This window comes from Nocardiopsis lambiniae, assembly GCF_031845465.1.
GTDB lineage: Bacteria > Actinomycetota > Actinomycetes > Streptosporangiales > Streptosporangiaceae > Nocardiopsis > Nocardiopsis lambiniae.
The window spans coordinates 185,338-210,951 of the sequence record NZ_JAVREP010000008.1 but is presented as its reverse complement, the minus strand read 5'-3'; the positions used below and the strand labels follow the sequence as shown (position 1 = coordinate 210,951).

Genomic DNA, 25,614 nt, shown 5'->3' with positions numbered 1-25,614 from the left:
TGTCAGGAGGCGGGACCGGGGTCGACAGGGTCGGTCACCCGGCCCAGGAAGAGGAGGGAGGAGGCGCGGCGCAGGGCGAGGACGAACGGCCGGTCGACGGTGAACTCCACCGACCGGGACGGCAGGACCGACCCGCGCAGCATCATCACACCGGTGGCCGCCGCCCCCTCGGCACCCTTCTCGTCCACGCTCAGCACGGCCTGGTGCAGGATCTCGCTCACCTTCAGCGGCTCCGCGCTGATGGCGTCGAACCGGGCCCGGTCGGTGACCATCTCCTTCAGGCCCAGGCGGGCCAACGGCCCCAGCAGGGAGACGCTGGTGCGCACCGTGAACCGGGGCAGGGCCAGCCTGGTCATCGTCGGGGACGCCCCCCGGTGGAGGGCGGCCAGGAGACCGGGGGCGAGCGGCGGAGGGGTGGGGGAGGCGACGTCCGGCAGCAGGATGTCCAGGTACAGGCCGTGCCGGCCGGTGAGGGTGACCATGCTCCAGCCGTGGGCACGGGCCAGCGGCAGTTTGGCGGTGCGGTGCATGGTGGGCACGGGTCTGGTCCCGCCCGGTGCCCGGAACGGCCGGGGCCCGGTCTGGGAGAGCTTGAACGGTTCCTGCCACGCCACCCTCACCCACAGGGCGTTGACCAGCAGCAGTCGGACGTCGGGCGGTGGCAGCCCGGGCGGCAGCAACTGGTCGATGAGCCCGTGGGTGACCTGCGCGACCCGGCCGTTGATGTACCGCCGCACCCCCTCGGAGTCGCCCCTGAAGTCGACGTTGGCCACCTCGGTTCCGCCCCGGGCGCGCACGTGCTCCACGAACGTCCTGCGCAGTGGCAGGTCGGCGGGTGTGTACAGGCCGTTGAGGACGGCCAGGTCCAACCCGTCGGTGGGGCCCACCGACGCGTCCAGGTCGGCCAGCTGCCCCGCGAAGTCACGACCGATCAGGGAGACGATCTCCGCCAGGGTCCGGTGTGAGGACCCGGAGGCCAGCAGGGCCAGCACGGTGCCGACGGAGTGGGGGGACCACACGTGGGAGGCGCCGGGGTGGATCAGTTCCCGGTCCACCGGGGCGGCGAACTCCAGGTGGTCCCTCCGGAGACGGGGGATGGTCGACATCGGACTCCTCGGATCGGCGGCTCTCCGGGGCCAGCGTACGGAGTGCCGACCCCCCTGGCCAGGGTCGCCCCGCCGGTCACCGGCGCCGAGGGAGGCGGTGACCGCACCCGGCCGGCGGCAGGACGCCGACCTCCTCCCCGTCGTGGAGGACGGAGGGCCCGACACCACCCCGTGGGACGGTCCCGAACGTCGGGATCGTCCACGTGGTCGAGCCCGCCTGCCTCCGGAGAACGGGCCCTTCCGAAGAGGATCGGGTGAGAAGTCGCACGGACGGGTCGTGACGGACCCGGGCGAGACCTCCCATAACCGCCCTGGACGGGGCCGGAACGGCGGCGCCGGTTCGCGTAGGCTGGGGCACCATGACCGTGCCCCCCGCCCGGGGCGGCATCGACGACGTGAAGCGGACCGGGAGCAGATGACTGAGCAGCAGCGTGCCGAGGAGGGGACCGGCCGGGAACCCGAGGAGTCCAAGCCCCCCGTGGTGACCGAGGACACCGTCGAGGCGCTGGTCCGCTCCCAGCTCGCCAAGGCGTTGGGCGGCAAACGGGGCATGGTCGAGGCCGCGATCCCCACCCTGACCTTCACGATCTCCTACATCGTCTCCTCCGAGTTGCGCCTGTCGATCGGTCTGGGCGTGGCCGCCGCGGTGCTGCTCGGCGTGCTCCGACTGGTCCAGCGCTCCTCGGTGCAGTACGTGGTCACCAGCCTGTTCGGGATCGGCATCGCCGCGATCTTCGCGATGCGCAGCGGCAACGCCGCCGACGCCTTCCTGCCCGGCATCATCTACAACGCCGTCTACGCCGTGGTGCTGAGCCTGTCGGTGCTGGTGCGCTGGCCCGCGATCGGCCTGATGATCGGCCCGTTCATCGGGAACAAGGAGGACTTCTCCTCCTGGCGGGAGAACCCGGCCGTGGTCACGCTGGCGTCCAAGCTGACCTGGCTGCTGGTCCTGCCCTGCGTGATCCGGGTGCTGGTGCAGTACCCCCTGTGGGCGGCCGACACCTACGGGTGGGCCGACACGTTCGCGCTGCTCGGCCTCTCCAAGATCGCCATGGGCTGGCCGTTGCAGGTGGCGGCGTTCGCGGCAATGGTGTGGGTGCTGGCGCGCGGACGCACTCCGTTGGAGCAGGGGCAGGGGCAGGGGAGCCCCGCCGCCGCGCAGGACTGATCCGCCCTCCGGACCGCGGGGTGCGCCCGTACGGGCGCACCCCTTCCTCATGCCTCCGGGTTCCCCTCCACCGGCCCCAGGAGTGCCTCCAAGGGGCCCAGGGAGTCGGGCTCGGCCAGGAACACCACGGTGTTGCCCACCGACAGGACCCGTTCGGGCTCGGGCGCCCGCACACCGCCGGGGCCCACGACGGCCACCAGCGCCACCCCCTCCGGGAGGGCGGCGATCAGCCCGCTCTCGGGTCCGCCCGCGAAGGGGCTGTCGGCGCGCAGCACCGACTCGGCGATCTCCGCCCCGGGCAACGGCGGCAGGGTCCCCTCGTCGAAGGGTTCCTCCTCCGGCTCGTCCTCGACCAGATCGGCGATGAGCCGGGGCGGCGACACCGCCAGGTCCACGCCCCAGGAGTCGTTGAACAACCACTCGTTGGCGGGGTCGTTGATCCGGGCGATCACCCGCCCCACCCCGAACTCGGTCTTGGCCAGCAACGACACGACCAGGTTCACCTTGTCGTCGCTGCTGGCGGCGATCACCACGTCGAAGTCGCCCAATCGGGCGTCCTCCAACGTGGACAGCTCGCAGGCGTCCGCCAACAGCCACTCCACCTCGGGCAGGTCGTCCACGCCGATCGCCCGGGTGTCCCGGTCGATGAGCAGCACGTCGTGACCGTTGCCCGCCAGTTCCGTGGCGATGGAACGGCCCACGCTCCCCGCCCCCGCGATGGCGATCCGCATCCCTACGCCTCCGTCCCGTCCTCGTTCAGCCTTCCGGGCAGCCCGTCCAGGTCCCGGCTGTCGGCCACCACGTGCAGCACGTCGCCCTCCTCCAGGACCACCTCCGTGCCGGCCAGCACGATCCGTCCCCGCCGGCTCAGGTAGACCACGCGCAACGGCGCGCCCTCCTCCACCGACGCCACGCTCCGCCCGGCCCACCCCTCGGGCAGGGTGACCTCGGTCATCGCCAGCGTCCCGGAGGCGTCCTGCCATTCGGGGCCGGCGGTGAGCCGCTCGTCCCCGGGCACCATCCGGCGCAGGATCGCGTCGGCGGTCCAGCGCACGGTCGCCACGGTGGGGATGCCCAACCGCTGGTAGACCTCCGCCCGCCGGGGATCGTATATCCGCGCGACCACGTGCTCCACGCCGAACGTCTCGCGCGCCACCCGGGCCGCGATGATGTTGGAATTGTCGCCGTTGCTCACCGCGGCGAACGCCCCCGCCCGGTCGATCCCCGCACTGAGCAGCACCTCCCGGTCGTGTCCGAGCCCTCGGACCGCGTGTTTGGCGGTGTCCCCGCGCAGCCGGCGGAACGCCTCGGGGTCCTGGTCGATCACCGCCACCGTGTGTCCCAGATCCACCAGTGTGTGCGCCAGCGTGGACCCCACGCGGCCGCACCCCATGATCACGATGTGCACCTCGCCCGCACTCCCGTCGAAACAGCGCCTCCCGGGCGCGGGACGTCGTCCCGTGCCCCCTCAGTGACACCTTGGCACATCGGTCCCGTTCCCGTGCGTTCGGGCCGACACCGGGCGTCCGCGCCGGAGCCGGCCCTGGGGCCTCCGATCGCCGAGCGTGGCGGGTCCCGCCCCGGAGGACGGTAGATTAGGGCGGTCGGTGACCGTGCGTGCAGGTCACCCGCGGGACGTGCGCCACCGGTGCGCACCCCGACCGCGCACCCGGGACGTCCCGTAACGTCCCCGTCGGTGATCCGGATCCTCCCGCGACGGGCGACGCCCCGTGGACGCCGCCGCAGCACATCCGCGATCCCTGAGGAGCACCGTCATGACCAGTGTCGGGAACGAGTTCGAACTGACCGTCGAGGACGTCGCACACGGCGGCTGGTGCGTGGGCCGCCACCAGGGACAGGTGGTGTTCGTCCGCCACGCCCTGCCCGGGGAGCACGTACGGGTCCGGGTCACCGAGCGCACCAGCAACCTGTTGCGCGCCGACGCGATCGAGATCCTCACCGCCTCCCCCGACCGCGTCCAGGCGCCCTGCCGGTTCGCCGGCCCCGGCGCCTGCGGCGGCTGCGACTGGCAGCACGTCACCCCCGAGGCCCAGCGCGGGCTCAAGGCGAAGGTGGTCACGGACCAGCTGCGCCGCATCGCCGGGATCGAGCGCGAGGTCGTCGTCGAGGAACTGCCCGACGCACCCGGTGGGCTGGGCTGGCGCACCCGGGTGCGGTTCGCGGTGGACGCGGACGGGAACCCGGGGCTGCGCCGCCACCGCTCCCACGACATCGAACCCGTCGACCGCTGCCTCATCGCCCACCCCGGCGTCAGCGAACTGGGCGTCACCGAACTGCCCTGGCCGGGCGTGCGCGAGGTCGAGGCGGTGGCCGCGGCCGAACGGGCCGACCGGGCGATCGTGGTCACCCCGACCGGGGCCAAGCTGGGCACCCTGCCCGAGCTGAAGGCCTCCAGCGCGGTGCTGCGCCGCTTCAAGGGCGGTCGCATCCAGCAGGTGCGCGGCCGGCGCGGGGTCCGCGAGATCGTCGACGGCCGCGAGTTCCGGGTGGGCGCGGGCGGGTTCTGGCAGGTGCACCCGGCCGCCGCCCGGGTGCTCACCGCGGCGGTGCTGGGCGCGCTCGTCCCCAAACCCGGTGAGACCGCGATGGACCTGTACTGCGGCGCCGGCCTGTTCACCGCCGCGCTGGCCGAGGCGGTCGGCCCGGAGGGGCGCGCCATGGGCGTGGAGAACGGCACCGACGCGGTGCGCGACGCCCGGTACAACCTGCGCGATCTGGAGCAGGTGCGGATCGAACGGAACGACGTGGACGCCCAGCTGCGCGAGTGGGCCGACGTGCGGGCCGACGTCGTCGCCCTGGACCCGCCCCGGGCCGGCGCCGGCGCCGAGGTGGTCCGGTCGATCGCCGGGACCCGCCCGCGCGCGGTGGCCTACGTGTCGTGCGACCCGGCCACGCTCGCCCGCGACCTGGCCGAGTTCGAGCGTGTCGGGTACCGGCTGACGGGCCTACGCGCCTTCGACGCCTTCCCGATGACCCACCACGTGGAGTGTCTCGCGGTGCTGGAGCCGGTCAACCCGGCCCGTCGCCACCGCGAAGCGCAGGACTAGGGCGTGTTCGGCGCACGGTCCGGTGTCACCGCGTGGCCAGATCGGCCAGCACCGCGGCGGCGGCCCGTTCCCCGCTGACCATCGCCCCCTGGAGCGAGGGCGTGTCACGGTGGTCCCCGGCCACGTACAGGCCCTTCTCCAGTCGGACGGGGCGGCGCAGATCGCCCATCGGCGGCGGCGCCGCGGGCAGGGCGTCCGGTACGTGCACCGTGTCCACATGTTCCCAGTCGCCGTCGTCCGTTCCCAGGATCCGGGCCGCCTCGGCGCGGACCTCCGCCTCGGAGGGCTGTTCGGGGCCGACGGTGGAGGAGGCGATCAGGGCCCGTCCGGGAGGCGCGTAGGACGGAACGGTGGCCGTCATCACCATGACGCCGCTCAGCCGGGTCCCGCGCCGCTCGGAACGCCCGTCCACGTGCAGCAGCGGGTCCTCGTGCCGCCGCGCGGGCCGGGAGTGGAAGTAGGTGGTGGCGGGACGGAGGGTCGGCGCGGGGAGCGAGGGCAGCAGTCGGGTGACCGCGCCCGGCCCGACCGCGACCACGACCGCCCGGGCCCTGACGGATCCGGCGTCGGTCCGCACCCGCCCGAGGGTGACTTCGCGCACGGGCGTTCCCAGGATGATCCGTGTGCCGCCGGTCCGTGCCGCGAGCTGTTCGGTCACGGCCTGGACGCCCGCTTCGGGCACGGCCAGCCGGCCACGGGCGAAACTGCGCCACACCAGGTCGTTGACCCGGCTGGACGTGCTCAGGGACGCGTCGAGGAAGACACCGGTCAGGAAGGGGCGCACCAGGGTGTTCACGGCCCGTACGCCCAGGCCGCTCCGGCGCAGCGCCGTCAGGGTGTCGGTCTCGGGACGCCTCTTGATCCGCTCCGACGGCTCCAGCGCGTCGGCGCCCACCATGCGCAGCAGGCGCACGAGGTCCGAGGGCCGCACGACGGAGCCCGAGAGCAGGGACAGGGCCGACAGGGCACCGGAGGGCGACGCCTCCAGCCGCAGGAGTCCGCGGTCGGTGCGCACGGCGATCCCCTTGGGGAAGGCGTGCAGGCGCAGGGCGTCCAGGTCCAGGCGACGGCGGACCGCCGGGTAGGCGGTGTTGAGCACCTGGAAGCCCCGGTCGAGCACATGACCGTCCCGCACGGTGCTGCGGACGCGTCCCCCCACGCTCTCCTCGGCTTCCAGCACGGTCACGTCGAGGCCCCATGCCGCCAGGTCGGCCGCGGCCACCAGCCCGGCCACCCCTGCTCCCACGATCACGACGTCACAGCGTTCGGGCAGGTCGCTCATGCGCAACAGCCTAGATCGGGCCCGGCCTCCCGGCGCGTCATCGCCCCGGCGAGCCGTGAGAAGGGCGCCGCCGGTCGGCGTCGGAGCGGTCACCGCGCGCTCGGCCCGCGCGGGGTAGTCTCGGCGGCGAGAGGGAGGATCACCATGGCAGAACAGGGCAGGACCCCCGGGACCGCTCACCCCATCACCGTCCGACCCGCCGACACGCGCGTGGTCGCACGGGTCGGCGACCGCGTCATCGCCGACACCACGGCGGCGTTGACCCTGCGGGAGGCCTCCTACCCGCCGGTCCACTACCTTCCGCTCGCCGACGTGGACCCCGAGGTCCTGCGGTCGAGCCCGACCACCACCTACTGTCCCTACAAGGGGACCGCCACCTACCGCACGGTCACGGTCGACGGCACCGAGCTGGTCGACGCCCTGTGGGTCTACGAGGAGCCCTACCCCGCGGTCGCCGAGATCGCCGGGTACGCGGCCTTCTACCCCGACAAGGTCCAGGTCACCGCGCGGGAGTGAGCCGCACACGCGAACGGCGGGGCGCACCTCGGCGCGCCCCGCCGTTCGCGTGTGCGGCCCGCGAGGGGTCAGCGCCGGCGCGGCGACGGCGTGCGCAGCACGGCCAGGCCCACCACGAGCACGCCCAGTCCGATCCACGACACCGTCGCCAGGCGCTCGTGCAGCACCAGCACGCCCAGCAGCGCGGCGACCGCCGGTTCGGCGAGGGTCAGCGTGGTGGCCACCACCGCCGGGGTGTGCCGCAGCCCCCGACCGAACAGCCGGTAGGCGCAGAACACGGTGAACACCGCCAGGTACAGGGCGACCGCCGCCCCGCTCGCGGTGGCCAACCAGCCCGTGCCCAGGGCGAGGACGATCGGCAGGGCCACCAGGCCGCCGCCCAGGAACAGGGCGCCCATCACCGGGGAGGACCCGTGTCCGCCCCGGATGAGGCGTTCGGCGATGAGCGCGTAGGCGGAGTAGGAGAACCCCGCGGTCAACGCGGCCAGCACACCGAGCGGGCGCACCGGGTCGGCACCGCCCTCCGACCCCAGGACCAGTACCGCGCAGCCGATCACCGCCGCCGCGGTCGCCACGGCCCAGCGGACGTCGGGCCGCCTGCGGTCCGCCCACCAGGCCAACAGCCCGGAGAAGACCGGCGAGGAGCCCAGGGTGATCACGGTGGCGACGGCCACCCCGGCCTCGGCCACGGCCGGATAGAAGGTCAGCGGATACCCGGCCACGGCCACGGCGCCCGCGGCGAGCAAGCGCCGGGTGGCCCGGTCGCTCCGGGTGATGAGCGACCAGGAGCCCCGGCCGGTCAGGAACAGCAGGAACCCGCCCAGGACGAGTCCGGTGGCGCCCACCGCCGCGGCGGGGGCCTGGGCGGGGCCCAGGGAGGCGGCGGTGCCGGTGGTGCCCCACAGGACGGCCGCGGCGAGGATCGGCAGGGGGCCCCGGAGCAGGGTCGGGGCGGGGGTCGTCGAAGAAAGGTCGTGCGACACGGTCGTGTTCTCTCCGTCATCGGGCGGTGGGGACGTCCGGTGCGGGCGCACGACGATGGTCGACCGCGCTGCGGTCGGGGACTCCTCGGGAACGGGGAAGTGCGGTGCGCCCGGTCAGGCGTACGGAGGGGGCAACACGACGTGCCAGTGCGGGTTCTTCACGGAAGCCAGGGTAATGCACGTCCGCTCATCGGATCTCTTTCCGGGCGGCGACGGCCGCGTCTAGTCTCACCGGATGACCGACACGTGGAACCCCGACGCTCCCGGCGTCCTGCGCCTGCCCTCGGGGCGGCTGGTCCGGGGACGGCCGCTGGCCCGTCCCCTCCCCGAGGGCCCGACCCCCGACCTGGGCCTGTACCTGCTGGGTCACGCCCCGCCCTCGGTCCCCTGGGAGGGACGCTGGGTGCGCTGGCCCGACTTCCGCCTCCCCGCCGACCCCGGGTCCCTGTCCCGCGAGCTGACGGCGGCGTGGGAACGCGCCGCCGACGAACGCGTGGAGTTCGCCTGTCTGGGCGGTCGGGGGCGCACCGGCACCGCCCTGTCCTGCCTGGCCGTCCTCGACGGGGTCCCCCCGCAGGAGGCCGTCGCCTACGTGCGGGAGAACTACTCCCCGCACGCCGTCGAGACCCGCCGCCAAGAGCGCTTCGTCGCCGGGTTCGGTTCTGCGGTCTAACCCTCGTCCGTGGGGTGGTGGGTACGGCGGCGGGCCAGGTAGAGGACCAGACCGCCGCCGCCCAGGGCCAGGACCCCCGCCGTGACCAGCGCGGCCAGGGCGGCCCCGGTGAGGGGCAGGCCCGAGGGCCCTGCTTCGGAGCCCTCGCCGTCGGCGGCGGGCGCGGGGGGCGGTGAGGACTGTTCCGCGCCCTCGGGCGTCCCGTCGGCACCGCCGGTGCTCCCGTCGACGCCCTCGTCCGTCTCGTCCGCCGGAGGTTCGGTGCCCTCCTCCGACGGCTCCCGGGCGTCGTCGTCCCGCTCCTCGGCCGGCCCATCGGTCTCGGGGGCGTCCCGTTCACCGGTTCCGTCGGTGGGGCACTCCACGGCCACGGCGGCCATCGTGAGGTCGAACAGCTCGGTCTCGTCGACGGTGGCCACGACGGCGGTGTGGATCCGCCCCTCCCCGGTGTCGTCCCCATCGGGCACCCGGTCGGTCACCGTGACCTCGGCGGTGCGTCCGTCGGGCAGCGTGACGTCGGTGGTCTCCCCGGTGTCCGACGGGGCGACGGGGGTGCCGAACACGGTGACGGTCCGTTCGTCCTCCGGGCCGGTCTCCCACGTGAGGTCACCGGAGAAGTCACAGGTGAGGGAGTTGTACAGCGGCCCGACCTCGACGGCGGGCACGTCGGTCCCGAGCAGTGTCAGGGTGAGCCCGCCGAGTTCGGCGACCGCCTCCGCGCGTCCCTCCCCCGTCGCCGTGGTGTTGACCGACACCTGGGTGGGCCCCACCACCGACACCGGTCCGAGGAGGCCTCCGGGGTCGTTCCCGGTGTCGGCCGTCAGCCGTTCCCCGCCGACCTCGGAACTGACGTAGATGGTGCCCCAGAGCCCTTCGACGCCGCCCTCGCCCGGCGCGACGGACAGACCCACGAGGGTGCCGCTCGCCGTCGCCGGGAACGCCGGGGCGGCCAGGGCGGGGGCGATCGACACCGGTGCCGCGATGACGCCCAGGGCGGTCGCGCACGCGACGGTACGGCGAAGACTCAACGGTGGTCCACCTCGCGGAAGGCCCGACGCGGCACGGCGCCGGGAATGTGACGGATGATCGCGAGTCTAAGGACCGCCCGGCAAAGCGACGGGAAAGTCCGCACCGGCGCGCCGAACCGTGCCGGCGCGGGTCAGGCGGGCGTCCGGTGGGAGGGGGCGCACGGGGGTGAATCCACGTCCCACGCCTGGTAAATGCCCTTCTCCAGTTCGGGGAAGACGGCGTCCCACGCCTCCCCCGGGGCCGGTTCCGTACTCGCGTCGGTGATGGGGATCTCCAGCTCCCGGGCCAGTTCCGGGGTGCTCATCTCCCCCGAGGCGATCCGGTCCCAGTGCCCGTGCACCATCGCCGACACCTCGTCGTGCGGCCGTTCGGTGAGGGCCCGTGCCACCTCCAGGTCGATGGGCGAGGCGGTCAGCTCGCTCAGGACGCCCGCCAGGGAGTCGGCCCGGTCCAGCCCTTCGAGGCCGTGCCGGGAGGTGACGGTGTCCACCACCCAGGCGATCACCGGGGTCCGTGCCTGACCGTTGGACCGGCAGAAGGAATCCCCGTAGGGACCGGTGTCCGATATCGCCATCCCCAGGGCCTTGCGCAAAAAGTCCAGGAACACGTACCCCTGCCAGTAGGCCCAGTCGGGGTCGAGGTCGTCGTAGAGGACCAATACCGGCCGGTCCGTCTCGGGAAGGGAGCGGTCGTAGTAGAGGGCGTCCTGCCACACCAGCGGCGCCCCCTCCCGGACGGAGGCCGGAAGCTCCCCCAGGACCTCGGAGAAGGTGGAGTGCCAGTTCTCGACCCAGGGCTCGTAACCGGGCAGCGGACAGTAGGTCAGCCCGTCCAGCTCCATGCAGGGGGCGGGCCCGTCGACCCCGTAGACCTCGTCGTCGGTGTACGACCGGTCCCAGGGGTTCGCCCGGTTCCCCTGGACGGTCACCCCGAACGCGCCGGCCCCCAGCACCACCGCCGTCACCGTGGACGTGACCAGGACCCGGCCCCGCCGACGGGCGCCCACGACCAGGGCCGTCAGCACGCCCGTCATCAGGAGCGTGTAGACCAGCGAGAACAGGGTCGGTTCGGCCAGGGACACGGAGGGGTTCTGGAAGGGGCTGATGACCTGCTGGGCGGCGGTCGTCGCCCGCGACACCGCGTTGTTGAACCGCTCCGACAGCAGGAAGCCGTTGTAGACCAGGTACACGGGCAGGCACAGGGCGACGATGATCAGCGGCAGGTACGACCGGGTCCACACGGACAGGAGGAGGGACGCCAGCGGACCGGCCGCCACCATCAGGAAGGGCACCGGCAGCGCGAAGGGACTGACGATCCCCACCGGGCCCCCGGGGTCGTCCGTGTACATGAAGAGGGCGATCGCGCCCAGGAGGAGCCAGAGGGGCGGGAGCGCGGACAGCGCCACCGACAGGGTTCGGCCGGTGCGCTCCAACGGGGTCGTGGAGGTGCCCGGATAACGTGCCTCGCGCACGGCCGAGGGGGTCACGGCGGCGAACCCGACGGCTCCCAAGAGCAGGCCGATGAGGGACAGGATGCCGTACCACTCCTCGACGGAGGAGGAGTACTCGTTGGACACCACCCAGACGTAGAGGGCGGCCAGCAGGGCCCCGGGGAGCAGGAACGGCCCGCGCACCAGCCGCAGCATGTTGAACAGGGTCAGCCGGGCGAAGATGACGGTGCGCCTCACCGCCCCTCCGTCCCCGAGACACCGATCAGCAATAGGTAGGCGTCCTCCAGGGTGGGTTCCACCGCGGTGAAGGACGGTCCGGGCGCACCCGCCGTCTCCGGGGTCAGGACCCGGTGGCGCCCGTCGGGCAGCCGCCAGGAGGTGAGGCCGGTCCCCGGATCCCCGGTGCCCTCCCACACGTGCCCCCGTGCGCGGTCGACCAGGTCGCCCGGGGCGCCGTCGAAGACGACGCGCCCCCCGTCCAGACACACGATGTGCCCGCACAGCGCGGCCACGTCCTCGATCTGGTGGGTGGACAGGACCACGGTGCTGCGCGTGGCCAGGTGCGAGACCAGGTTGCGGAACCGGATGCGCTGCTCGGGGTCCAGCCCCACCGTCGGCTCGTCCAGCAGCAACAGGTCGGGGTCGCCCATCAGGGCCGAGGCCAAGGCCAGGCGCTGTCGCATGCCCCCCGACAGCCGGCGCACCCGGCTGTGCCGCCGGTCGTACAGCCCCACCTGGCGCAGCACCCGGCGCACCTCGTCGTGCCGGGCCCGGCGCCCGCCCAACTCCTTGAGCACGGCCATGTAGTCGAGCAGCGCGAACGCGGTGAAGTGCGGGTAGAAGTCGGGGTTCTGCGGCAGGTAGCCGAGTCTGCGCCGGATCTCGGTGCGTTCGCTCGTCCTGCCCGGGTCGCGGCCGAGCAGCCGCACCTCGCCGGAGGTGGGGTCCAGGTCGGTGGCCAGGCAGCGCATGAGGGTCGTCTTGCCCGCGCCGTTGCGGCCCAGCAGACCGGTCACCCCCGGACGCAGGTCCAGGTCCACCCCGTCCAGGGCGGCCCGGGTGCCGTAGCGGCGGGTCACCCCGCGCAGGCGCACGGGCCCGGTGAGGGTGAGGCTCACGCGACCCTCACCCTGAACACGAGCGCGCCGACCAGGGTGGCCAGGAGCACGCCCCACCACATCTGCGCCTGCGGGGCGAACACCCCGAGGGGGACACCCTGTCCGGACAGGGAGACCAGGATCAGGCCCAGCACCCACAGTCCGCCCACGACCCCGGAGGCCACGCTCAGGTGCATCACCCGGCCGAGCAGGAGGGAACCGGAGACCAGGGTCAGGGCCGGCAGCAACCAGAAGATCGCGTCCCAGGCGGTGACGGTGTGGGGCAGCAGCAGCCCCGCCCCGGTGCACAGCAGCAGCGCCGGTACCAGGACCGCGCAGGTGCGCAGGAAGAGCAGGCGCTGGCCGGCCATGGGCGTGACGGAGGCCAGGGTGTGCGCGGGGTCGATCCCCCGCCCGTAGGCCAGGGCCACCCCGACCAGGGGCACCACCGGTGCCAGGAAGACGAACATCAGGGAGCCGCGCGGCAGGGTGTGCGCGGCGGCCAGCGCCGCGATCAGCACCACCACGGTGGAGCCGAGCCAGGCCTGGTACAGGCGCGGCGTCGCGGCGAGCAGCTTGGCGGTCTCCGCGCGCAGTCCGGTGTGCGACAGCAGCGTCTCCACCACGCCCCGACGGGGGCGGTCGACGACGTCGCGGAGCGAGGCCCAACCGTCGGCCAGCCACTCCTCGTCGGCGGGCAGCATGGAACGGCAGGGTGGGCAGTGCATCAGATGGGCCTCCACCGACATCGCGGTGATCTCGTCGGTTCTTCGGGCCGCGTAGTCGTGTGCCTGGGCCGGGGTCAAGTGCCAACCGCTCATGACGTCAATGCCTCCCGTAGACGCGCCTTGGCGCGCATCACCCGTGTCTTGACGGTGCCTTCGGGGATCTGGAGTATCTGTGCGGCCTCTCTCACGGTGAGACCGTCCAGGATGGTCGCCTGGATGGCGGCCCGCAGTTCGGGGGACAGGGAGTGCAGCGCCGCACCCAACGGTCCGTGCTCGATGTTGAGCAGCACCGTGTCCTCCGCGGAGGCGTCCCCGATGGTCTCGTAGGGTTCGGTCTCCAGTTCGCCGATCCATCGGTTGGCCCGTTTGCGCAACTGGGAGATGAGCTGGCGGATGGCGATGGTCCACAACCAGGCGCCGGCGTCGGTGTCCCCCGGTCGGGGGGTGAAGGACCCGGCGCTCTTCCACACGGCCAGGAAGGTCTCCTGGAGCGCCGCGTCGACCTGGTCGGGATCCGAGCACCGGTAGTTCAGACGGGCTCGCAACCAGGGGGCGTGTCGTCGGTGCAGGATCTCCAGGGCCTCCGCCTCGCCCGCGGCGATGGCGGTCAACAACACCGGGTCGGCGCTGTCGGGGCCGTAGGAGGGTACGCGGCGGCGTGCGCGTCGAAGCAGCTTCACGGTCGGGTTATCGCTCGTCGATCGGTGGTCGGTTCACGGGAAGGGGGCCTTTTCGACGCTACCCGCGCGGCGAGGGGCGATCGTCCTCCGTGGTGGGAGAAAATGGGCCTTATGCGCCTGAGGATCTTCCTTGAGCCCCAGCAGGGGGCCACCTACGAGGACCAGCTCGCGGTCGCCCGCGCGACCGAGGAGGCCGGATTCGAGGCTCTTTTCCGCTCGGACCACTATCTGCGCATGGGCGATCGCTCCGGCGGCCTGCCCGGACCGACGGACGCGTGGATCACACTGGCGGGTCTGGCCCGGGAGACCTCGCGCGTCCGGTTGGGCACGCTGATGACGGCGGCGACCTTCCGCCACCCGGGGCCCTTGGCGATCGCGGTGGCCCAGGTGGACCGGATGAGCGGCGGTCGGGTGGAGTTCGGGTTCGGCGCGGGGTGGTTCGAGGAGGAGCACGCCGTCTACGGCATCCCGTTCCCGCGGACCGCACGGGAGCGTTTCGACCGCTATGAGGAGCAGCTGGACATCATCACCGGCCTGTGGTCCACACCGGTCGGCGAGACCTTTCGTCACGAGGGCGTGCACTACCGCCTGGCGGAGGGGCCCGCGTTGCCCAAGCCGTGGCAGACCCCCGGTCCGCCGGTGGTCATCGGCGGTACCGGTCCGCGCCGCACGCCCCGCCTGGCGGCCGTGTTCGCCGATGAGTACAACGTGCCGTTCTGCTCGGTGGCCGACACCGGGGCCGCCTTCGGGCGGACGCGGAAGGCCGTCGTGGACCTCGGGCGGACGAAGCCGATGGTCTACTCGGCGGCGCAGGTGCTGTGCGTGGGGCGCGACGAGGCGGAGATCGCCCGGCGGGCCGAGCGCATCGGCCGCGAGGTGGAGGAGCTGCGACTGAACGGTCTGGCCGGGACGCCCGACGAGGTGGTCGAGAAGATCGGCCGGTTCGGTGAACTCGGCGCGGAGCGGATGTACCTGCAACTGCTCGACATGGCCGATCTGGAGCACCTGGAACTGGTGGCGGCCCGGGTGGCGCCGCAGTTGGGCTGAACGGGGGGCCGCCGACGGGGGGTCGGGGCCCTCCCGATAACTTGATATCGAGATACAAGTGGGATAACTTGATATCAAGATAAAAGAGGGTTCCCCCCGACCCGGGCCGGGCGCCCGGGTGTGTGACGTCGACCTCTCGACGTCGCCCGGCCCCGAGCATCACGGGCGTCCGCGCGCAGCGGACCGCCTGACCTGTGACGAGTGGTGTCGTCGCAGGTCATGGCCGCTTCCGAGAGGTCGGATACGGTCGGAGGACACCCCCGCGGCCCTCCGTCCACCCGGCGACCGGTTAGGGCGGCCTCAATGGGTCCCGCATCCGTCCCATGGGGCAGGATGCCAGGGACAAAGTGGCGAGATCAGGAGGCAGACACCGTGTCCGCGAACAGCTTCGGCGCCCGTGACACGTTGCGCGTTGGCGACGAGTCGTACGAGATCTTCCGGTTGGACGCCGTGGAGGGCTCCAACCGACTTCCCTACAGCCTGAAGGTCCTCCTGGAGAACCTTCTGCGCACCGAGGACGGCGCGAACGTCACCGCCGACCACATCCGCGCCCTGGGCGGCTGGGACCCCAAGGCCCAGCCCAACCAGGAGATCCAGTTCACCCCGGCCCGGGTGATCATGCAGGACTTCACCGGCGTTCCCTGTGTCGTCGACCTCGCCACCATGCGCGAGGCCGTCCGCGACATGGGCGGCGACCCGGACAAGATCAACCCGCTCGCCCCCGCCGAGCTGGTGATCGACCACTCCGTCATCGTCGACCTGTTCGGTACTCCCGACGCGTTCGAGCGCAACGTCGAGATCGAGTACGAGCGCAACCAGGAGCGGTACAAGTTCCTGCGCTGGGGTCAGACCGCCTTCGACGAGTTCAAGGTCGTCCCGCCCGGCACCGGCATCGTGCACCAGGCCAACATCGAGCACCTGGCCCGCGTCACCATGAGCCGGGGCGGCCAGGCCTACCCCGACACCTGCGTCGGCACCGACTCGCACACCACCATGCAGAACGGCCTGGGCATCCTGGGCTGGGGCGTGGGCGGCATCGAGGCCGAGGCCGCCATGCTCGGCCAGTCGATCTCCATGCTCATCCCGCGCGTGGTCGGCTTCAAGCTGACCGGGCAGCTCAAGCCCGGCACCACCGCCACCGACCTCGTGCTCACCATCACCGAGCAGCTCCGTCGACACGGTGTGGTCGGCAAGTTCGTCGAGTTCTACGGCGACGGCGTCACCTCCGTGCCGCTGGCCAACCGCGCCACCATCGGCAACATGAGCCCCGAGTTCGGTTCCACCGCCGCGATCTTCCCGATCGACGACGAGACCATCCGGTACATGCGCCTGACCGGCCGCTCCGAGCAGCAGGTCGCCCTGACCGAGGCCTACGCCAAGGCCAACGGCTTCTGGCACGACCCCGCCGTCGAGCCCGAGTTCTCCGAGTACCTGGAGCTCGACCTGGGCGACGTCGTCCCGTCGATCGCCGGCCCCAAGCGCCCGCAGGACCGCATCGTCCTGACCGAGGCCAAGCAGACCTGGCGCCACGACGTGCGCGACTACGTCGAGGACGAGGTCGACGAGGCGGGCGAGGAGTCCTTCCCGGCCTCCGACGCCCCGGCCCAGACCGCCAACGGCGCCCGGCCGCACAAGCCCGTCAAGGTCACCATGGCCGACGGCACCGAGACCGAGGTCGACCACGGCGCGGTCGTGATCGCCGCGATCACGTCCTGCACCAACACCTCCAACCCGTCGGTCATGCTGGGCGCCGCCCTGCTGGCCAAGAAGGCGGTGGAGAAGGGCCTGTCCCGCAAGCCGTGGGTCAAGACCTCCATGGCCCCGGGCTCCAAGGTCGTCACCGAGTACTACGAGCGCTCCGGCCTGACCCCGTACCTGGACAAGCTCGGCTTCAACCTGGTCGGCTACGGCTGCACCACCTGCATCGGCAACTCCGGCCCGCTGCCGGAGGAGATCTCCAAGGCCGTCCAGGACAACGACCTGGCCGTCACCGCGGTGCTGTCCGGCAACCGCAACTTCGAGGGCCGGATCAACCCGGACGTCAAGATGAACTACCTGGCCTCGCCGCCGCTGGTGGTCGCCTACGCCCTGGCCGGTTCGCTCGACGTGGACATCACCACCGAGCCCCTGGGCATCGGCAAGGACGGACAGCCGGTCCACCTGGCCGACATCTGGCCGACCGCCGAGGAGATCCAGGAGGTCATGGACTCCGCGATCGCCGCCGACATGTACGAGTCGGCCTACGCGGACGTCTTCGCCGGTGACGACCGGTGGCGCTCGCTGCCCACCCCGACCGGCAACACCTTCGAGTGGGAGGCGGAGTCCACCTACGTCCGCAAGCCCCCGTACTTCGAGGGCATGGACCAGAGCCCGTCCCCGGTCACCGACATCACCGGTGCCCGCGTGCTGGCCAAGCTGGGCGACTCGGTCACCACCGACCACATCTCCCCGGCCGGTGCCATCAAGCCGGGCACCCCGGCGGCCGATTACCTCAAGGCCCACGGTGTGGAGCGTCGCGACTTCAACTCCTACGGTTCCCGTCGCGGCAACCACGAGGTGATGATCCGCGGCACGTTCGCCAACATCCGCCTGCGCAACCAGATCGCGCCGGGCACCGAGGGCGGCTACACCCGCGACTTCACCCGGCCCGAGGGCCCGGTGTCGTTCATCTACGACGCCGCGCAGAACTACGCGGAGCAGGGCACCCCGCTGGTCGTCCTGGGCGGCAAGGAGTACGGCTCCGGCTCGTCCCGCGACTGGGCGGCCAAGGGCACCAGCCTGCTGGGCGTGCGCGCCGTCATCACCGAGTCCTACGAGCGCATCCACCGCTCCAACCTGATCGGCATGGGCGTCCTGCCCCTACAGTTCCCGGAGGGGCAGAGCGCGGACTCCCTCGGTCTGACCGGTGAGGAGACCTTCTCCATCACCGGCGTGACCGGGCTGAACGAGGGGCGCATCCCCGCCACGGTGAAGGTGAGCACCGACACCGGCGTCGAGTTCGACGCCGTGGTGCGCATCGACACCCCGGGTGAGGCCGACTACTACCGCAACGGCGGCATCCTGCAGTACGTGCTGCGCCAGCTGATCGCCCAGTAGCGGAAACGGTTCCCCGCCCGCGCGCCCGATCGGCGCGGGGCGCGGTCCAGGGGGCCGCCATCGTCCGAACGACGATGGCGGCCCCTTCTCCGTTTCCCCGCCCTTCGAGGCCGGACCGGCCATCGTCGCCGGTCGGAGGGGATCGGTGCGGGGGAGACGAACGAGGATCCGCCCTACGGATGTCCGTAATGAGGTACTAGGCTCTGCCCATGCCCCTCCCTCACCGTGCCCGCGGCCCTCTCCGCGCACTTCTCCTCACGGTGGCGCCGGCCCTGCTGCTCCTCTCGGCCCCCGCCGCGGCCGATACCGTCGATCCCACCGACTCCGGGCCCGCGACCGTCGGGCCACAGGCGACCTACGCCGAGCACTACGCCGGACTGCTGGCCGAGCACCCCGAGGGCGCGGCCGTGGTGGTGGACGGAGCCGTGGGCGGCATGACGCCCCCCGAGGAGATGACCGACGCGCTGCACGAGGCCTTCGCGTCCCTCGGGGTGCCCTATCACGTGGTGGTCACGCCCTTCCTCGGTGCGGGCAGCGACGCCGGCATGGACGAGATCCTGCCCGCCGTGCACGACCGACTCGGCGCGGACGGCCTCTACGTGATCCTGCCGCCGGAGGGCGGCGTCACCGAACTGCGCGCCTACGGGATCGACCTGCCGGTGGACGCCGGACGGGACGCCGTGTACGCCGCCGACGTGTACGGTTCCCCGGCCCACGAGGTCGCCCGGGTCATGGTCGAGGGAATGGCCGACCCCTCCTCGGTGGAGGCGGCGCGCGACGAGAAGGAGCCGCGGGAGGGGGCGCTGAGCGCCTTCCTGGACGACATCGACCCCACGCGTCACAACGGACCCGAGAACCTCGGCTTCCTGGTGGGGGCGGCGGGCGGCGCGATCCTGTGCGTGGGCGGTTGGGTCGCCTGGCGCCAGGGACGCCGCGGCCGACTCGTCGGGTCGATCGTGGCCGTCCTGGTCCCGCTGTCCCTGACCGGCGTGGCCGTCGCCTCCAGCTACCAGTGGATGATGAGCGCGCCCGTCGGCGGGCACGAGGTGGCCGACGCCGAGGACCTGGTCCGGCTGGAGGCCCCCTACGTGGTGTCCACCGGGCGGGTCGAGGCCATCGCCGCCCACCTGGCCGAGGAACCGTTGTACGTCGACCCGATCATGCCCCTGCCACGGGAGGGCCTGGAGAGGGTGCCCGGGCTCCTCGCCGACGCCCCCGTGCCCGTGTACGCGGCGGTGGTGACGATGAACCACCACGATGAGGCCGAAGGCCACGCCGAGGTCCTGGCCGCCGCGCTGGCGTCGGTTGCCGAGGAGGACGGTGTGTACATCGTCGTCGGCTCCGGCATCGTCGCACCCGATGTCGGGGCTGCCGCGCACGGGCTGGAGATCGACCCGTACACGCTGTGGTCCCCCATGGCCTTCAACGAGGGGGCCACCCCGGCCGCCGCCCTGGAGCAGGCCGTGGCCGACGTGGCGGAGATGGAGTTCACCCCGGGCGACGGGTACGAGCCGCTGTTCGCCGACGACGAGCCGCACCTGCCCGGTCCGCGCGGCGAACGCTACTGGTCGGGCGGGCTCGTCCCCGCGCTCCTGATCGTGGGTCCCTTCCTGGCCGCCTGCGCGATCGGCCTCACCTACCTCGCCGTCTTCCTGGCACGGGTTCGCGCCGCAGGGGCCGACCCCACGATCCGGAGCCCGCGCGCGCTGCGCCGCGTCGCGCTCCGGGAGACGGGTCTGCTGCGCGGACTGCTGGAGAGGGAGCCGGATCGGATCCCGACCCCCTTCATGGCGCAGGCGGAGGCCGCGCTCATGCTCATGGACCGTGATCCCGAAGCGCTCGACCTGCTCGGGGTCGCCGTACTGGCCCGCCGGGTCCTGGCCGTCGCCGACGACCCGGACGCCGAGACGGAGCCCTGTTCCGTCGACCCGCTGCACCCGTTCGCCGTCGAACGCGCGCGTTCCCGGATCGGCGGCGGTGGACGGACCCCCCTGTGCGGCGCGTGCGCGGAACTCCACGACTCCGAACGCGAGAAGCGGATGCTCCGACTCCGCACCCGGAGCACGGCGCACTCCTACCGGCGGGACCCGGACACCCCGTGGATCCGTCACCGCTTCGGGGCCCGCCGGCCCGATCAGATGGTCGAACTGCTGCTCAAGGAGACGCGTGTCCACTGACCCCCGTGAGACGCCCGACCGCCCCTTCCGGGCGGCCCTGCGGGCGTCGGTACCGCTCATGATCCTGGCCGCGGTCCTGCTCGACGGCCCCCCGGTCCTGGCCGCCGACACGGAGGCGCCCGCGAGCCCGGCGCAGGAGATCGCCGCCGCACTGGCCGAGTCCCCGGTCCTGGTGGACCCCGCCTACGAGGACGCCTTCTCCGTCGAGGCGCGCGAACGCACCGTGCGGCGGATCGAGGAGGGCGACCTCGACCTGTACGTCATCGTCGTCCCGCTCGTCGAGGGCGACCCCTGGGACGGGGACGCCTCGGCGCTCGCCTCGGCCGTCCACGACCGCATGGGCGGCGGCGAACGCCACTACCTGGTCTACGACCGTCGCGGCGATATCGAGGGAGAGGACCTGGGCGGCGCCCCGGACGACCGGGGCCGCCCCGCCCTCTACGGCGCGCTCACCGCTAGCTACGTGACCATGGGCGGGCAGAGGACACCGCCCACGCTGGTGGACGCCGCCGTGGAGGCCGCCCTCTCCGACGATCCCGAGGCCGCCTACGAGGAGGCCCAGGAGGCCTACTACGACGAGATCGGGGGGCCACCGGACGTCTCCGGTACCCCGGCCGGCGCGGCATGGACCCCCTGGGTCGCGGTCGCGGGGGCCCTCGTCCTGATCGGCCTGGCGGTCCCGCTGTACCGGATCGCCGTCCGTCCACGGGACCGTCGCCGCGCGTCCGCGCCCCTCACCCAGCACGCCGCGTTCGACAACGCCGACCGCGCCCGCCTGGAGTCCCTGGTCGAGCGCGGGGAACGCGACCTCATCGAACTGGGGGAGCGGCTCAGCGCCGACTCCGGTGCCGCCCGGGGGAATCTGTCCCGGGCCCTGGACGCCCGCGACGCCGCCGCGCGGGTGCACGACCGGATGATCGCCGAGGGGCCCACCCTGACCGACGCGGTCGGTGTGCTCGTCCTGCTGGACCTCGCCGAGGACGCCCTCGCGGGGTCGCGCACCCCGCGACGCCCCTGTTACGCCAACCCGCTGCACGGCAACGACACCGGGCAGATCCAGTGGCGCGAGTTCGGCGGCTCCCGCACGATCCGGGTGCCGCTGTGCCCGGAGTGCGCCCGCGCCGTGCGCGACCGGGTCCGCCCCACGGTGCTGCCCGCCGAGTACGAGGGGAGGTCCGTCCCCTACTACGAGGTGCCCGCCGAGGAGAGCGTGTGGGCCGCGACCGGGTACGGCGTCCTCACCGACGACCTGGTCGAGCGGATCCTGCGCGGTGCGCACCGACCCGCCCGCTGACCGGTCCATGACGGCGACGGGGTTCACGTGACCGCCGTTGCGGTGGGGACGGTGATCCGTCGTAAGGTGGTCCTGGAAAAGCGGTCGATTCGGACCCGACGGAACCCGCGATGTTCCTCGGCCCGTGAGACGGTCCCGGTCGCCCCGCCCTCGGGGCGCCACCGTGTGTCGGCGCCACGTACGCGTGTTCGCGATGTCCCTGCCCCGTTCATCCCGGTCGCACCGTTCGGGGAAGGCCCCGACCACCGCCCGGCGCATCACCGTCACCCCGGGCGGTCCGTGTTCGGAAAGGCATGATGTTGAACGACGCTGCGGACGACTCCGTCCTGGGCGGTTACCGCCTGGTGCGCTCCCTGGGGCGCGGCGGGTTCGGCGAGGTGTTCCTCGGTGAGGCCGAGGACGGCACCCGGGCCGCCGTGAAGGTACTGCACGCCTCCTGGGCGGGTGACGCGGACATGCGCCGCCGGTTCGCCGCCGAGGTGGAGCAGGCCCGGCGGGTGAGCGGGTTCTGTGTGGCGGCGATCCTGGACGCCGACCCCGAGGGCGAACGGCCCTGGATCGCCACCGAGTACATCGACGGACCCACCCTCCAGCGCGCCGTCGCCGAGGAGGGACCGCGCCGAGGCGTGGAGTTGCAGCGGCTGGCCGTCAACACGGCGACGGCACTGGCGGCGGTCCACGCCGCCGGGGTGGTGCACCGGGACCTCAAACCCGACAACATCATGCTCGCCCCCGACGGTCCCCGGGTGATCGACTTCGGCATCGCCCGAGCCGTGGAGACCACCTCGGTGACCGCCAGCGGTGTGGTGGGCACCATCGGGTACATGGCGCCCGAACAGTTGGAGGGCGCCCGGCTCACCTCCGCCGTGGACGTCTTCTCCTGGGGTGCGGTGATGGTCTACGCCGCCACCGGGGAAGAGGCCTTCCAGGCCCCCACCCAGGCCTCGCGCATCGCCCGCATCCTCGGCGGCACGCCGGACCTGGGAGACCTGACCGAACCCCTCCGGGGCATCGTCCACCGATGTCTGGACAAGGACCCGGAGCGCAGACCGGACGCCTCGGCCCTGCTCACCCTGCTCATCGCCGGCCCGAACGGGGTGACCGCGTCCGGTCCGGTCCTCCCGGGCGCCTCGGCGGCGCCCACGCTCGTCGCGCCGGTGGTGGATCCCACCCGGGCCGCCCCCGCGCCGGTGGTGGACCCCACCCGGGTGGCACCGCACCACGGCGCAGACCCCACGCGCTCCTACACGCGGTTCGCCCCGAGCCGGGCCCTTCCCGCCGCGCCGTCGCCCGCCTCCTACACCGGCCCCGGCGCCCCGGTGCCCGCCCCGCCGCCCTACACCGCTCCGGGGGCCGCCGGCGGGTCGGCCCGCCACACCGGCATCGGCGGTGTGCCCCCCTACCACTTCGTCGGGATCCGCTTCACCGACCCGGGCGCGCTCGCCGAGGCGATGCAGGGGGACTGGGGCGCCGCGGTCCGGGTGTTCGGCGACGCCACCGAGCGCGCCGCCCTGGGCGCCTGGCTCATGAACGACCTGGGCGACACGGTCGTCGACCGCGCCCTGTTCCGTCGGCACGCCGACGACGCGAACCTCGCCCTGGCCTCCTTCATCGCCCAGCTCCGCCCCGACCTGCCGCCGGTCTTCCGCGGTCTGGGCGCCACCCTGCCCGAACTGGCCGCACTGTTCTCGGACCCGCGCCCGGTGATCACCGGGGCGCCGAGGTCCAACGAGATGGCCCTGCTGGCCCGCCCCGCGGTCCTACGGCTCATGGGCCTGCACCACGGCGCCGACCCGGGGGCGTATCAGCGCCTGGCCGACTCCCTGGACACCGCCGAGCACGCCGGCAACGCCTTCCACCAGGAGCTCACCGGCGGGCTCGCCGGGTGGCGGGCGGCCGTCCCCAACGTCAACCCCGCGCTCATCCTCACCTTCCTGCTGCACCCGGAACGGATGACACCGCCCTCCAACGGCGGTGACAACGGGGTGGGGGAGTGGATCGACATCCTGTGGCGGCGGGTGGACGCCTCGCCCGGTCCGGTCGGCGTGGGCCACGCGACCGCGATCTACGGCGCCCTCGCCACCCTTCAGGCGCTGGCCCGCCAACGCCGTTACTGGGAGGAGCGCTACACCGAGGTCTCCACCGAACACGAGACGCTGCACGCCAAGGTCGAACAGCAGCAGCGCTTCTTCCGGATCCGCCGTTACTGCAACCACGCCCTCTTCTGTCTCCCCATCGGCCTGGTGCTCGACCTCTCCGGCCGGGCCGAGGTGCTCGGCGGGTTCCTCGTCTCGGTGGCCGTCCTCGCGTTCTGCGCCTCGGTCGTGCTCTCGGTGGTCCTACGGGTCGGTTACGGCGATCCGGTCCGTCGCGGGCAGCGGGTGATGGAGCTGAACAACGCCGCCGCCCGCCTCCCCGAACTCACCTCCGGTGTGGAGCGCATCCGCGCCGACCTGCTCCACGCCCGCCGACTCACCGGCGGCTGACCGGGTCCCGCGTCCGGTGCCCTCCTCGTTCCCGGCCCCTCTCACGCACCGCTCTCCGCCCACGGGCGGGGGGCGGTCTCCGTGGCCAGGGCCGACAGCCGGGCCACGACCGCGGCGCGGGCCAGCCGGTAGGGCCTCTCCAGGTCGTCCTCCAGCAGGGAGTCGGAGTTGGCGGTCTCCAGGAACGAGGCCAGCTCGAACACCAGCAGGTCCACGTCGGTGTCGGCGGCCAGCTCGCCCAGCTGCACGGCGTCCGTGGCACCGCGGGTGAGCAGGTCGCGCCATTCGCCGCGGATCCGCGCCAGGGCGTCGCGCACCCGCCCGGGGCGGGACTCGAACTCGGCGTTGACGGTGTAGAAGAAGCAGCCCCCCGGGAACACCCGTCCGCGCGAGTACTCCGACCAGTTCTCGAAGAGCCGCCACAGCCTTTCGAGTCCGGGGCGGGCCTCCATGGCCCCGATCACCACGTGGTCGGCGAAGATGCGCCGACCGGCCCGTATCGCGGCCAGTTGCAGCTCCTCCTTGGAGCCGAAGTGGGCGAACACCCCGCTCTTGCTCACCTGGAGCTCCTTGGCCAGACGGCCCAGGGAGAGCCCCTCCAGCCCCTCCACCGAGGCGATGTCCACCGCGCGGCGCAGCACGGCGCGCCGGGTCTGGTCGCCCCGCTGCACACGGCCGTCGGTCCCCGTCCTCATGCGCGCCTCCCACACCGTCTCTCGCCGGACGGCCCTTGTTCGAACGACAGGTCGATTACCAGGCCAGAATAGCCGCTACTTGACGGCAGCCTCCTCCCAAACAAATAATACGATCGTTCGTATAGTTTGTGAACCGGAGAAGATCATGAGCGCAGTCAAGCCACTTCCCCTCATCGGTGCCGCCGTCAACGCGCTGGCGTTGCCCGCCCCGCGCCTGGCCGGAGTACTGACCCGCAGGATGTGGGCGGCCCCCGGCCCGCCCCGTTCGATCCCGGAGGAGGATCGGGCGCTGCACGAGAGCGCCGACACCGCGACCATCCGCGTCGGCGCTTGGGACGTGACCACCTACGCCTGGGGCGACACCACCCGCCCCGTCCTGCTCGCCCACGGGTGGCGCTCGCGGTCCCTGCGCTTCGCCCCGCTCATCCGACGCCTGGTCGACCTCGGGTACGGCCCGGTGTCCTGGGACGCCCCCGGCCACGGGGCGACGCCCGGGCCGGTGGGGACCATCCTCGACGCGCTCCGGATCCAGCGACTCCTCCAGGAGCGCCACGGCCGCTTCCACGCCGTCGTCGCCCACTCGATGGGCGTGCCCTTCGCGGTCCACGCGCTGCGAGAGGGCGTGGAGGCCGACCGGGTGGTCCTCCTGTCCGGGGTGTCGGACTTCGACTACCTCCTCACGGCGTTCTCCGACGCCCTGCGGCTGGGCCCCCGCGCCCGGGAAGCGCTGCGCACGGAGGTGGAACGCCACTACTTCGAGGCGGACCCGACGGTGTGGGAACGCTTCTCCACCACCCACCGGATCGACACGCTCGGCCGGCCCTTCCTGCTCCTGCACGACGACACCGACGAGGTCGTGCCCTTCGCGCACTCCCTGCGCACCCTCGAACACCTCGGAGCACGGGGGCGGATGATCGCCACCACCGGTCTCGGCCACAGCGGTGCCCTCGCCGTGGGAGAGCACCTGGACGCCATCACCTCCTTCGTCCAGGGGACCGACCTGCCCGCGCACGCCCTCGGAAGATGACGGACCGCGTCC

At 72.7% G+C, this 25,614-nt stretch carries 21 protein-coding genes; 10 read left to right on the top strand and 11 right to left on the bottom strand.

All coding sequences use genetic code 11. The features are described 5' to 3' along the window. Positions 1 to 2 precede the first annotated feature (2 nt). On the bottom strand, positions 3 to 1,106 hold the full coding sequence (locus RM479_RS14415) for a serpin family protein (RefSeq protein ID WP_311512247.1): 1,104 nt from the start codon (positions 1,104 to 1,106) through the stop codon (positions 3 to 5). 415 nt (positions 1,107 to 1,521) lie between these two features. Here RM479_RS14415 and RM479_RS14410 point away from each other — a divergent pair, with 415 nt between their 5' ends. Next, a complete protein-coding gene (locus tag RM479_RS14410) occupies positions 1,522 to 2,274 on the top strand; it encodes a DUF3159 domain-containing protein (protein ID WP_311512246.1) in 753 nt (250 codons plus the stop codon). Positions 2,275 to 2,321: 47 nt separating this feature from the next. Here the strand turns inward: RM479_RS14410 and RM479_RS14405 are convergent, their stop codons facing one another. Both RM479_RS14405 and RM479_RS14400 read right to left on the bottom strand, forming a co-directional pair. After that, a complete protein-coding gene (locus tag RM479_RS14405) occupies positions 2,322 to 3,005 on the bottom strand; it encodes a potassium channel family protein (protein ID WP_311512245.1) in 684 nt (227 codons plus the stop codon). A gap of 2 nt (positions 3,006 to 3,007) precedes the next feature. Then, entirely contained in the window at positions 3,008 to 3,682 is a 675-nt protein-coding gene (locus RM479_RS14400) for a potassium channel family protein (RefSeq protein ID WP_274811628.1), read from the bottom strand. A 367-nt stretch (positions 3,683 to 4,049) separates the two neighbouring features. Between RM479_RS14400 and RM479_RS14395 the strand changes: the two genes are divergently transcribed. Beyond that, positions 4,050 to 5,342 carry a class I SAM-dependent RNA methyltransferase gene (locus tag RM479_RS14395; RefSeq protein ID WP_311512244.1) on the top strand — a complete coding sequence of 431 codons (1,293 nt, stop codon included), beginning with the start codon at positions 4,050 to 4,052 and terminating at the stop codon, positions 5,340 to 5,342. Between the two features lie 25 nt (positions 5,343 to 5,367). Here the strand turns inward: RM479_RS14395 and RM479_RS14390 are convergent, their stop codons facing one another. Further along, entirely contained in the window at positions 5,368 to 6,624 is a 1,257-nt protein-coding gene (locus tag RM479_RS14390) for an FAD-dependent oxidoreductase (protein WP_311512243.1), read from the bottom strand. A 144-nt stretch (positions 6,625 to 6,768) separates the two neighbouring features. Between RM479_RS14390 and RM479_RS14385 the strand changes: the two genes are divergently transcribed. Then, positions 6,769 to 7,140, top strand: a complete 372-nt coding sequence (locus RM479_RS14385) for a DUF427 domain-containing protein (RefSeq protein ID WP_311512242.1) — start codon at positions 6,769 to 6,771, stop codon at positions 7,138 to 7,140. 68 nt (positions 7,141 to 7,208) lie between these two features. Here the strand turns inward: RM479_RS14385 and RM479_RS14380 are convergent, their stop codons facing one another. Then, positions 7,209 to 8,123, bottom strand: a complete 915-nt coding sequence (locus RM479_RS14380) for an EamA family transporter (protein ID WP_311512241.1) — start codon at positions 8,121 to 8,123, stop codon at positions 7,209 to 7,211. Between the two features lie 235 nt (positions 8,124 to 8,358). Here RM479_RS14380 and RM479_RS14375 point away from each other — a divergent pair, with 235 nt between their 5' ends. After that, positions 8,359 to 8,796 (top strand): protein-tyrosine phosphatase family protein, encoded by a 438-nt coding sequence (locus tag RM479_RS14375; RefSeq protein WP_311512240.1) that lies wholly within the window; start codon positions 8,359 to 8,361, stop codon positions 8,794 to 8,796. On the opposite strand, the gene RM479_RS14370 is transcribed toward RM479_RS14375, so the two are convergent. From RM479_RS14370 to RM479_RS14350, 5 genes are all read right to left on the bottom strand, one after another. Further along, positions 8,793 to 9,824 (bottom strand): hypothetical protein, encoded by a 1,032-nt coding sequence (locus tag RM479_RS14370; RefSeq protein ID WP_311512239.1) that lies wholly within the window; start codon positions 9,822 to 9,824, stop codon positions 8,793 to 8,795. The genes RM479_RS14375 and RM479_RS14370 overlap by 4 nt on opposite strands. A gap of 131 nt (positions 9,825 to 9,955) precedes the next feature. Beyond that, on the bottom strand, positions 9,956 to 11,512 hold the full coding sequence (locus RM479_RS14365; protein ID WP_311512238.1) for a hypothetical protein: 1,557 nt from the start codon (positions 11,510 to 11,512) through the stop codon (positions 9,956 to 9,958). Continuing rightward, positions 11,509 to 12,393, bottom strand: coding sequence for an ABC transporter ATP-binding protein (locus tag RM479_RS14360; protein WP_311512237.1), 885 nt, complete (start codon positions 12,391 to 12,393; stop codon positions 11,509 to 11,511). Before RM479_RS14360 ends, RM479_RS14365 begins: the two co-directional genes overlap by 4 nt. Continuing rightward, positions 12,390 to 13,193 carry a zf-HC2 domain-containing protein gene (locus RM479_RS14355; protein WP_311512236.1) on the bottom strand — a complete coding sequence of 268 codons (804 nt, stop codon included), beginning with the start codon at positions 13,191 to 13,193 and terminating at the stop codon, positions 12,390 to 12,392. The genes RM479_RS14360 and RM479_RS14355 overlap by 4 nt, the downstream gene beginning before the upstream one ends. Then, positions 13,190 to 13,780, bottom strand: a complete 591-nt coding sequence (locus RM479_RS14350) for an RNA polymerase sigma factor (RefSeq protein ID WP_311512235.1) — start codon at positions 13,778 to 13,780, stop codon at positions 13,190 to 13,192. Before RM479_RS14350 ends, RM479_RS14355 begins: the two co-directional genes overlap by 4 nt. A gap of 111 nt (positions 13,781 to 13,891) precedes the next feature. Here RM479_RS14350 and RM479_RS14345 point away from each other — a divergent pair, with 111 nt between their 5' ends. The 5 genes from RM479_RS14345 to RM479_RS14325 all read left to right on the top strand — a co-directional run bounded on the left by RM479_RS14345 (position 13,892) and on the right by RM479_RS14325 (position 23,880). After that, positions 13,892 to 14,827: an LLM class F420-dependent oxidoreductase gene (locus RM479_RS14345; RefSeq protein ID WP_311512234.1), complete on the top strand. Its 936-nt coding sequence runs from the start codon at positions 13,892 to 13,894 to the stop codon at positions 14,825 to 14,827. A 372-nt stretch (positions 14,828 to 15,199) separates the two neighbouring features. After that, positions 15,200 to 17,923 carry an aconitate hydratase AcnA gene (gene acnA / locus RM479_RS14340; RefSeq protein WP_311512233.1) on the top strand — a complete coding sequence of 908 codons (2,724 nt, stop codon included), beginning with the start codon at positions 15,200 to 15,202 and terminating at the stop codon, positions 17,921 to 17,923. A gap of 209 nt (positions 17,924 to 18,132) precedes the next feature. Then, a complete protein-coding gene (locus RM479_RS14335; RefSeq protein WP_311512232.1) occupies positions 18,133 to 20,100 on the top strand; it encodes a hypothetical protein in 1,968 nt (655 codons plus the stop codon). 58 nt (positions 20,101 to 20,158) lie between these two features. Then, the gene (locus tag RM479_RS14330; RefSeq protein WP_397222197.1) at positions 20,159 to 21,394 is read left to right on the top strand and encodes a hypothetical protein; all 1,236 of its coding nucleotides are present in this window, start codon (positions 20,159 to 20,161) and stop codon (positions 21,392 to 21,394) included. 293 nt (positions 21,395 to 21,687) lie between these two features. Continuing rightward, on the top strand, positions 21,688 to 23,880 hold the full coding sequence (locus RM479_RS14325) for a serine/threonine protein kinase (protein ID WP_311512230.1): 2,193 nt from the start codon (positions 21,688 to 21,690) through the stop codon (positions 23,878 to 23,880). A gap of 41 nt (positions 23,881 to 23,921) precedes the next feature. On the opposite strand, the gene RM479_RS14320 is transcribed toward RM479_RS14325, so the two are convergent. Next, positions 23,922 to 24,575 (bottom strand): TetR/AcrR family transcriptional regulator, encoded by a 654-nt coding sequence (locus RM479_RS14320; RefSeq protein WP_311512229.1) that lies wholly within the window; start codon positions 24,573 to 24,575, stop codon positions 23,922 to 23,924. A gap of 145 nt (positions 24,576 to 24,720) precedes the next feature. Here RM479_RS14320 and RM479_RS14315 point away from each other — a divergent pair, with 145 nt between their 5' ends. After that, positions 24,721 to 25,602 carry an alpha/beta hydrolase gene (locus RM479_RS14315; RefSeq protein ID WP_311512228.1) on the top strand — a complete coding sequence of 294 codons (882 nt, stop codon included), beginning with the start codon at positions 24,721 to 24,723 and terminating at the stop codon, positions 25,600 to 25,602. The last annotated feature ends 12 nt before the right edge of the window (positions 25,603 to 25,614 follow it).

Coding starts and splice junctions, on each gene's coding strand:
- RM479_RS14345 (WP_311512234.1), top strand. CDS start 13,892: ATGCGCCTGAGGATCTTCCTTGAGCCCCAGCAGGGGGCCACCTACGAG.
- RM479_RS14330 (WP_397222197.1), top strand. CDS start 20,159: ATGATCCTGGCCGCGGTCCTGCTCGACGGCCCCCCGGTCCTGGCCGCC.
- RM479_RS14390 (WP_311512243.1), bottom strand. CDS start 6,624: ATGAGCGACCTGCCCGAACGCTGTGACGTCGTGATCGTGGGAGCAGGG.
- RM479_RS14415 (WP_311512247.1), bottom strand. CDS start 1,106: ATGTCGACCATCCCCCGTCTCCGGAGGGACCACCTGGAGTTCGCCGCC.
- RM479_RS14405 (WP_311512245.1), bottom strand. CDS start 3,005: ATGCGGATCGCCATCGCGGGGGCGGGGAGCGTGGGCCGTTCCATCGCC.
- RM479_RS14335 (WP_311512232.1), top strand. CDS start 18,133: ATGCCCCTCCCTCACCGTGCCCGCGGCCCTCTCCGCGCACTTCTCCTC.
- RM479_RS14315 (WP_311512228.1), top strand. CDS start 24,721: ATGAGCGCAGTCAAGCCACTTCCCCTCATCGGTGCCGCCGTCAACGCG.
- RM479_RS14395 (WP_311512244.1), top strand. CDS start 4,050: ATGACCAGTGTCGGGAACGAGTTCGAACTGACCGTCGAGGACGTCGCA.
- RM479_RS14355 (WP_311512236.1), bottom strand. CDS start 13,193: ATGAGCGGTTGGCACTTGACCCCGGCCCAGGCACACGACTACGCGGCC.
- RM479_RS14385 (WP_311512242.1), top strand. CDS start 6,769: ATGGCAGAACAGGGCAGGACCCCCGGGACCGCTCACCCCATCACCGTC.
- RM479_RS14410 (WP_311512246.1), top strand. CDS start 1,522: ATGACTGAGCAGCAGCGTGCCGAGGAGGGGACCGGCCGGGAACCCGAG.
- RM479_RS14325 (WP_311512230.1), top strand. CDS start 21,688: ATGATGTTGAACGACGCTGCGGACGACTCCGTCCTGGGCGGTTACCGC.
- RM479_RS14375 (WP_311512240.1), top strand. CDS start 8,359: ATGACCGACACGTGGAACCCCGACGCTCCCGGCGTCCTGCGCCTGCCC.
- RM479_RS14320 (WP_311512229.1), bottom strand. CDS start 24,575: ATGAGGACGGGGACCGACGGCCGTGTGCAGCGGGGCGACCAGACCCGG.